This is a genomic window from Marinomonas piezotolerans (assembly GCF_003362755.1).
GTDB lineage: Bacteria > Pseudomonadota > Gammaproteobacteria > Pseudomonadales > Marinomonadaceae > Marinomonas > Marinomonas piezotolerans.
Genome location: NZ_QKRA01000022.1, coordinates 1 through 8,038, shown reverse-complemented (window position 1 = coordinate 8,038; position 8,038 = coordinate 1). Strand labels below are relative to the sequence as shown.

The following is an 8,038-nucleotide window of genomic DNA, read 5'->3' as shown; positions in this document are numbered from 1 at the left end:
AGCTCAGTGGTCAGCTCAGTGGTCAGCTCAGTGAAGGTATCCAGAATACGGACGATCTCGGCTTGGATTTCCAGTGATTTTGTTGGGTTTTCTGGGCATGGGATGGGGATCTCAATTTTCGACAGATCCTTTGCTGAGACGTCAATTACTTTTGCACCCTTAGCATACTTGCGCTTTTCTTTAAAAAACTCACGCGTCTGTGAGTAGTAAGCGAAGTACTTTCCGAGTAAGCCTTCATACGGTTTCAAAATAGTGGCATGTCCGCCAGTAACAGCTTGTTTTTCTCCAAGATAGACCAACGGTTTTCCGACATCTTCCAAGTTTTCACTAGTGTTTGTAATTACAACATCACCAAAATCAACTTTTTTCAGCTTTTTTGATGTTTCTTCTGAAACAAAGGATTTTGTTGTGTGTGTGAACAACCCGTAATAGGTATAGATTTGCCCATAATGAATAGCTGGAACACCAAAGTCAGTAAAGTCTGTCTTGGGTAGACCGCTACCTCGAACTAGCTCTCCCATTTCACCCAAGGGTATCCATTCAACCTCAACCCCATCCAGCAGCTTTTCCATAAAGCTTACATTGCTCATCCCTCAATCTCCGCAACAATCCCATCAATATCTAAGCGCAGCTGGTCGATCTTGGAGACAGTGGTTTTCAGCTCTGCATTCAACTCAGTAATATCAATCACTTCGCGGGTGTCTTTGGATTCCACATAACTACTCACCGACAAGCTGTAGTCTTTAGCAACTTCCTCATAAGACACTGATCGAGCAAAGTGATCCACATTCGCTTTGCTATCAAACACATCCATTATCTGCTTAACATGATCATCTGTTAGCGTGTTGTTATTGGTTTCTTTCTTAAACAGCCCGCTAGCATCAATAAACTGGGTGTTGGTGTCGGTTTTATGTTTGGAGAGCACCAGAATGGTCACGGCGATGGTGGTACCAAAAAATAAGTTGGGCGCAAGTGAAATGACCGTTTCGACGTAGTTGTTATCGACCAGATACTTACGGATTTTCTGCTCTGCACCGCCTCGGTAAAAAATACCAGGGAAGCAAACAATAGCAGCACGCCCTTTGCTCGAAAGGTAACTCAGTGCATGCAGTACAAAGGCAAAATCAGCCTTGGACTTAGGCGCGAGTACGCCCGCAGGTGCAAAGCGCTCGTCGTTAATTAGCGTTGGGTCGTCACTGCCTATCCACTTCACTGAGTACGGCGGATTAGATACGATGGCATCAAAGGGCTTATCTTCACCAAAATGCGGGTCGGTCAGTGTATTGCCCAGCTGCATATTGAACTTGTCGTAGTTGATGTTATGCAAAAACATATTCATACGGGCTAGGTTGTAAGTCGTGTGGTTTATCTCCTGCCCGAAGAATCCCTCTTCAATCATATGCGCGTCGACATGTTTTGTGGCCTGCAAAAGCAGCGACCCGGAACCCGCCGCAGGGTCATAGATTTTGTTCACGCTGGTTTGTTTGTGCATAGCGAGTTGCGCGATGAGCTTGGAAACATGTTGCGGAGTGAAAAACTCGCCGCCGGATTTTCCGGCATTGGCAGCATAGTTGGAGATAAGGAACTCGTAGGCATCGCCGAACAGGTCGATATGGGCCGCGTCGAATTTACCAAACTCCAGACCTGCCACGCCTTTCAGTACATCAGCCAACCGGTTATTTTTTTCTTTTACCGTATTACCTAAGCGATTACTGGTGGTATCGAAATCGGCAAACAGGCCTTTTATGTCGCCTTCTGATGGGTAGCCGCTAGCGGAAGCTTCGATAGCGGCAAAGATCGCGGCTAAGTCGGTATTCAGGCTTTCATTGGTCTTGGCATTTTTGGCGACATTCACAAACAGCTGACTCGGGTAGATGAAGTAACCCTTGGTTTTAATGGCATCGTCTTTGATATCTGGGGTGATCACCTCATCGCCTAGCGATGCGTAATGGATACTTTCATCATCGGCCTCGATGTAACTGGCGAAGTTTTCGCTAATGAAGCGGTAAAACAAGGTGCCGAGGACATATTGTTTAAAGTCCCAACCGTCGACTGAGCCGCGCACATCGTTGGCGATGGCCCAAATTTGTCGTTGAAGGGCGGCACGTTGTTGGATGCTTGTCATGTAGTCTTCCTGTTTATAATTGTTTGTTCGTTATCTTTAAAGGGTTGTTCAGTGCTATGCCAGTTCGAGCAGGTCACCTACCTGGCACTCAAACAGCAGGCATAGCTTCTCAATGGATTCCAGATCCACTTTCTGGGCCGTTTCTTTGTAGAGCAGCGTGATAGTAGCGCGACTAAGCCCCGTCTCTCTGGCAACGTCAGCAATACGCATCTTGTGTTCGCCCATCATGCGAGCGAGATGGCAGCGGATCATGGCTGTGTCCCTAGCAATTTGTTTTTAGAATTAACACCGTAGCATACCAGCAATTATAGATTTGAGTAGCATTTTGTGAGTTCAACTTCAATTATTTCGATCAGAGAGATGCGTGACTTTACTGCTTGGTAACTGGGCACGAAGCCTTTGGTTTTCCAAGGTAAGCTCAAGAATACGTGCCTGAGCGTCTAGCAATTGGCTTAGCGCCTTATCTCGCTGCTCCTCGAGAGACTTATATTTCTCTTTTAAATCCCGGTTTCGCGACCTTTGAGCAAGCATCATTTGTCTGGGTGATTTTGTGGCTTTCTCGTCTTTGTGTGCTTCAATCCATTCTTGGATCTCTGCCACTAACTCAGGAAACCGGGCTCGTCTGAGCGCTGAAGGGTCTACGCCTGCCTCTTTGGCCACATTATTCTGGCTAAGCAGCGTGCCTTTCGGGAGGATGTCAGGTTTGCCCTGTTTGAGGCGTTCAAAGGCATCCCTAAACTTCAATTCAGCTTTACTGATTTTCTTTGGCTCAACAGTTTTCGATGACATTGATTGCTCTCTCCGCTGATTCTAATTGTGCTTGTAATGATTCATGCATGGGTGAGCCTTCTTCGGCTTCAATAATTTGAATAGAAACCACTTCTCTAAGCTGATTTATCATCGGTAGTTTGTCTTTATCCAATAATGCAGATTTGCATGGCTTTTCTTCGCCGAATCCCATACAGGAACTGATGTTACTGATACCGCCTAATGGACAGGGTGGGCCAGAGTTAGCGCAGCCACCCAGAAAGGTTTGCCGGTAACTTATACGACCGGCCTTTGCCGCTTTGATTAGCTGCTTGTGATCTTTTTCAGATATCTCCTGGAGAATCTGGTCTTTGCGTTTCTCTCCATGAGGCGATACATATTGATCAGACTGAAGAGATTTAAACTCCCTTACCATTGCTTGGTACATTTCACGGAGGTAGTAACCACGGGCTTCGTCATTCAGCGGCTCTTTTAGGCGATAATAGTTTTTGCCGTAGTATTGGCTCATTGCACGACTGGCATGCTTAAGTTGATATTGAAGTGATGCTTCGCTTACCAACCCACTGGCAAGCATGTTTACCGCTCCAGTTCGCCTCAATTGATGCCACGCCAATGGCCATACCTTGCCTAATGCGAACTTTTCAGGATCAAGCCCGTCAGTGAGCCTGTTAGCCAGTTCAAGGTCAGCGTCGGTAATAGTCAGCTCTTTAGCGTCGAACAGTTTTGGCCAGATGTTCCAAATATCGCCATAAGATCTCGCCTTTTTGTATTTCTTGATAGGTTGCTTTAGCGGAGCCTTTGGGCTCCATGGCTCATGAGGTAGAGACTGCAAGACTGGGTTTTCAATATCTTCCTTAGATAGTTCGATATATGGGTTTTCTATAGCAGCTTTCATTCGCATACTTGCTACAGCCTCCATCGCCTTAACGGCAATGTCTACACTTGATGAAACAATCCAGCGTGCATCGCCATCTTCAATGGTTTTTGTCGTAATACCTTTTAAAAGATGAATGTCATTACCCAAAGGATCAGGTTCGACCTCATAACAGTCAGCTCTTAGTTTTCCAGCTTCTTCAACACGCATCAAAGACAAATTCAGAATATACGCAAGGCCTGACTGGCAAACCAAACTTAAATAGCTTGAAAGAGTCACTGGTGCCATCTTATTCTCAGTGTTACACCACTTTTCAAGAAGCCTCTCTATTTTATAATTCCTAGCTGTTTCGCGAAATTTTCCATAAAACACTTTGCCTGATCGCTGCAAGCCAATAGACCGTGCACCGTTAAATGGGGCATTGGTTCCGAGCCCTCCAAAAGCCGTCGCAAGACTGCCTCCGGCATTTTTTGCATAGGCATCCAAACAAAAATTGTAACAATCTTCGATGTCATCTTTATGAGCTATAAAATCATCGATGCATTCTCTCAGTCGGGAGATTTGATAATTCCATATGCGCACTGGAATATAGGCTGTTTGTGTTTCCTCATTGTTTGGTAAAGCTTCGCTGAAGATTTTCATCCCTTTTTCGTTCAGCAGGGTAAATCCCAATTGATCCTCGGCATAACTCAACGCATTTAGGTAAGAGATAAGCCTATTGCCTCTAGCAGAGTAATAGCTGGCAACGTCCTGAATTACTCTGGGGAACTTGTATAAATCGGTCGCTACTATGCCGTTATCTGTACACGCAACAAATAGTGGTTTAATAGACTCAAACTTATAAACTAACGAACGGGCTGAGCGCACGGCTGCTGCTCCCCAAAGCCACCAAGCAACTATTTGGCGCAACAAAGATGCATTCTCAAGGCTTAGTTTTTTTCCTTGCCCTGGTCCATCCCCAAAATGGATAGTGAGTGTATGGCCTGCCCAAGGGGATAGGTCCCAGCGAACGTCACCATACCGGGACACTACATTCCCTTCAGCATCTGTAACTACAGGAAAGTCGATAGGCGGCGGCCAACTAGATGGTCTAAAGTTTTCCGCGCTCGTCGTGATTATCGGCGACTCAATTTGTAATCCTGGAAGCTCAGTAACGTTCATACAATGACCTCCAGCAATTTAATATGCCCGTCCCAGTATGGGTGATACTTGCCCGAACGAATTGAATCTTTCGCTTCTTTTACCCACAAAGCTCGAATCTGGCTACCCGAGGCAATCGCTTCAAGTTTTTGAGTGATTCGGTCGATAACGCGATAGCCTGGGTGTACTTCTTGTTGAGCAGAAGGCTTATAGAGAGCAGTCTCCAAACTCTTTATGTGAGAATGAGAAGCGAGTTTCCAGCAATATTCAGAACTCATGATATCTCTATGCTTGGCACAGAAAAGACAACCTTCCGGACTAACGCAATCTGGCTTGGGCGCCTCTTTGGGAAGTCCTGCTATCGACTCAGGTTTATGCCCTTCATCAATACATATACCGGGGCCTGGCGGCGAAAAAGCGGGATCTGTTGCGTTGTAAAAATGAATAATTTCAGCGGCGGCTGATTGGTGATGTGGCATCTCATAGTCACGAAGAAGAACTCCTTTATCGTGTGCCATTTGTTCAGCAGTCAGATCTAGGTCACGACTACGTCTGAGCAGCCAGTTTACTCGGGTTTTACGCAGTTGCTTTGGCCCAATGAACGCTAGATTAATTTTCTTGAATGTCTCTTTGGTAGTGAAAAACTTCACCTTAGCGTCTTTCGCGCGAATCATGCCTCTACTCAAAAGAGGAAATAATCGATTGTCATGATCACTAAGCCCCGTTTCATCTAGCCAAACCATGTATTTTTCGAGGTGCTCACGATAAGATTTGAAACAACGAAAAATAGCTTCACCACTGCGGCGGCCTTTATAAACACGAAAGACCTCAAGATCTTCACCGTTTGATTTCCATCGATAGTTCTCTCTTTCAAAGCTCGCTGCTTGAGTAAGATTCATGCCGGTTTGCGCAATAAATATAAGTAACTCTGCTTCTATCCTTTGGTTAAGTATTCCAGAACGTTTGTGCCTATCGAACAGGCTTTCACTATCATTTAAAGGCGCACGCGCAATCTCGGCCCTTCGCCTAGAAGCTTCGTTTTCAATGACATTAGTATCCATGTTTGGCTTCATTAAATTGCCAGACAACGTCAACATCTTTTCACCGCCGGCATCTATAAGAATCGGGAGCTTTCCGCGTACTGTTTCTAAATCCAAAGCCCTACATATTTTTGTTAATACGTGGCCGAATTCAAACGTCTGATCTAAATTTTGCTTATCCGCTTTCACGCTTAGAACGCGCTTCTTCTCGGGAGGCTTTCTTATCCGGGTTTGTTGTAATAAGGTTCCGCCAGGTTTGATCCCTGGGAGGTGCAATGCTTTAGCAATAAGATTCGCCATTTTCGACGACTGCCTATACGCATGAATAGCGCTTATTTCTTTTCTAATCTGAGTCCTATAAAGTTGGAATTCAGCCCATCGCTTGAATATATCAATAATCGTTTCTCGAGTAATAGGCTCCGAGTTGGCTTCCGACCATGAAAAAAAGCGCCAAAGTACTTCTAAGCTGGATTCAACTAGTGCTCGGGATTTACCAAGACTAATCATTGAAGAGATCGCTTCGTGAAATGCCATAACTAGAGGGATTCGATCTTCAATAGGATTCCCAAATTCTCCGCTTTCAATTGAAAGAATCGCCGACTTTCTAGATAACTTGGCAGCACCTTTGAATATTAGTATTTTTAAGTTCCAAGGTACTTGATGTGTACCCATTGGAAAATTAGGGAATGTCAGATCTAATTCACTCATCAGAAGACCCTCTTGCAAGCCCCATAAACATATTGGTGAATGCATCGGCAGCTTCGGCCATAGCTTTGTTAGCTTCAATAAATTTGATGTACTTCATTGTTGTGCTTTCGTCTCGGTGCAGACATGCTTCCCTTACAAACTGGATGGCATCACCAACAGGCATGAACTTTAGCGCAACTCTCATTAATTCCGTGGCAAAAGTGGCTCTTGTGCGATGAAAGTGAAAGTCGCGTAAGACTTTTATACCTTGCTTTATCCCTGCAGACCGAAGACGCGACATTTCCACGTTGACCGCTCGGCTATCATCACCGCTGTACGAATTTCCATAGCGAGTGAGGAATAACAAATCCTGATCTTCGGGATTCGCTAACATTTGGCGCTTCAGCCGTCTCGTACTCATGGAATAGGCAATAAGTGTTTCGAGAAGCTCCTCTGGTATTGGCACTGAACCGGAAACGCCAAACTTGGTTGAGACCGTTGGCCTAGCACCAGGGCCAACAGCTAATCGTTTCCAGCCGACCTCTGGAACCAGTGTTGCGTTGTGAAGAGTTTGAACCTTCAGATCGGTAATTGAGCCAATACGCAACCCTGTGAAGAAGCCTATTCGAAGCATTAAAGAAAGCTCTTCGGTTGCAACTCGATCTGATAACGCAAGTATTTCCTTCATTGCCGAAACTGATACGGGTAGAAGCCCATCTTCAAGCTGTATGGCTCCCGCAACCTTTCGATTTGGAATGGAAAGGTCAGTACTGGCGACTCGCATGGTGTGTTCAAGACCAAATGAATTCGTTAGCGTTATTCCTACAGAGCGCTCTTCCCACATTGGCCATTCCGGTGAAATAAGCCGACGGGAGAGCATCCATTTATAGAAACGGATCACTGCCGCCATTCTCTGTGAAGCAGTGCTTGGAGCAAGCTCGCCATTGTTTCTTGCTGCTACCAAAGCTCCTCTGAAACGAATAAGGCAGCGTTCGCTTCCCCTCTCTGGAAAATGCCACCAATCAAGTGATTCCGCTTCCAACCATTTTGCATAACCAAGCAGATGAGCCATATTGGACCGAACTGTTTTGAGATCACGCTTTGAGGATGTGGCTTGATACAAAGCCCAAAGGTTGGCTTCAGCCCAAGTTGAATTATCTTCCCAAACAATTTGAGGAAGGTTTTGAATTGGTTTTCTTTTTAAGTCTTTCCACTGAAGCGAGCCATAATTTATCTCTGCTCGTCGTGGCTGATAATGGATGAGTTCAAGACTGGCCATTTAGTTCCCCCGTGAACAGCTCGATGCTATTCAGTAGAAACTCATATCTGAATATAGAGCGTTTTAGTTTGTCACCATTGAAGCATGTATGGTGTGGGATTAAAAGAAGGTATGTAACGTTTGCC

At 45.3% G+C, this 8,038-nt stretch carries 7 protein-coding genes; all 7 read right to left on the bottom strand.

What is annotated here, in order from left to right; genetic code table 11:
- A partial coding sequence (locus DN730_RS18960; RefSeq protein ID WP_147290599.1) for a restriction endonuclease subunit S occupies positions 1-590 on the bottom strand: 590 nt, incomplete at its 3' end.
- Entirely contained in the window at positions 587-2,125 is a 1,539-nt protein-coding gene (locus DN730_RS18955) for a type I restriction-modification system subunit M (RefSeq protein ID WP_115469690.1), read from the bottom strand. The genes DN730_RS18955 and DN730_RS18960, both read right to left, overlap by 4 nt.
- A gap of 54 nt (positions 2,126-2,179) precedes the next feature.
- Positions 2,180-2,377 (bottom strand): helix-turn-helix domain-containing protein, encoded by a 198-nt coding sequence (locus tag DN730_RS18950; protein ID WP_115469689.1) that lies wholly within the window; start codon positions 2,375-2,377, stop codon positions 2,180-2,182.
- Between the two features lie 87 nt (positions 2,378-2,464).
- Positions 2,465-2,914 carry a hypothetical protein gene (locus tag DN730_RS18945; RefSeq protein ID WP_115469688.1) on the bottom strand — a complete coding sequence of 150 codons (450 nt, stop codon included), beginning with the start codon at positions 2,912-2,914 and terminating at the stop codon, positions 2,465-2,467.
- Positions 2,895-4,928, bottom strand: coding sequence for a hypothetical protein (locus DN730_RS18940; protein WP_115469687.1), 2,034 nt, complete (start codon positions 4,926-4,928; stop codon positions 2,895-2,897). The genes DN730_RS18945 and DN730_RS18940 overlap by 20 nt, the downstream gene beginning before the upstream one ends.
- Positions 4,925-6,655: a site-specific integrase gene (locus tag DN730_RS18935; protein WP_115469686.1), complete on the bottom strand. Its 1,731-nt coding sequence runs from the start codon at positions 6,653-6,655 to the stop codon at positions 4,925-4,927. Before DN730_RS18935 ends, DN730_RS18940 begins: the two co-directional genes overlap by 4 nt.
- On the bottom strand, positions 6,648-7,913 hold the full coding sequence (locus tag DN730_RS18930; protein ID WP_115469685.1) for a tyrosine-type recombinase/integrase: 1,266 nt from the start codon (positions 7,911-7,913) through the stop codon (positions 6,648-6,650). The genes DN730_RS18935 and DN730_RS18930 overlap by 8 nt, the downstream gene beginning before the upstream one ends.
- Positions 7,914-8,038 lie beyond the last annotated feature (125 nt).

Excerpts from the sequence above, each read along its gene's own strand:
- DN730_RS18930 (WP_115469685.1), bottom strand. The coding sequence starts at position 7,913 with ATGGCCAGTCTTGAACTCATCCATTATCAGCCACGACGAGCAGAGATA.
- DN730_RS18950 (WP_115469689.1), bottom strand. The coding sequence starts at position 2,377 with ATGATCCGCTGCCATCTCGCTCGCATGATGGGCGAACACAAGATGCGT.
- DN730_RS18940 (WP_115469687.1), bottom strand. The coding sequence starts at position 4,928 with ATGAACGTTACTGAGCTTCCAGGATTACAAATTGAGTCGCCGATAATC.
- DN730_RS18955 (WP_115469690.1), bottom strand. The coding sequence starts at position 2,125 with ATGACAAGCATCCAACAACGTGCCGCCCTTCAACGACAAATTTGGGCC.
- DN730_RS18935 (WP_115469686.1), bottom strand. The coding sequence starts at position 6,655 with ATGAGTGAATTAGATCTGACATTCCCTAATTTTCCAATGGGTACACAT.
- DN730_RS18945 (WP_115469688.1), bottom strand. The coding sequence starts at position 2,914 with ATGTCATCGAAAACTGTTGAGCCAAAGAAAATCAGTAAAGCTGAATTG.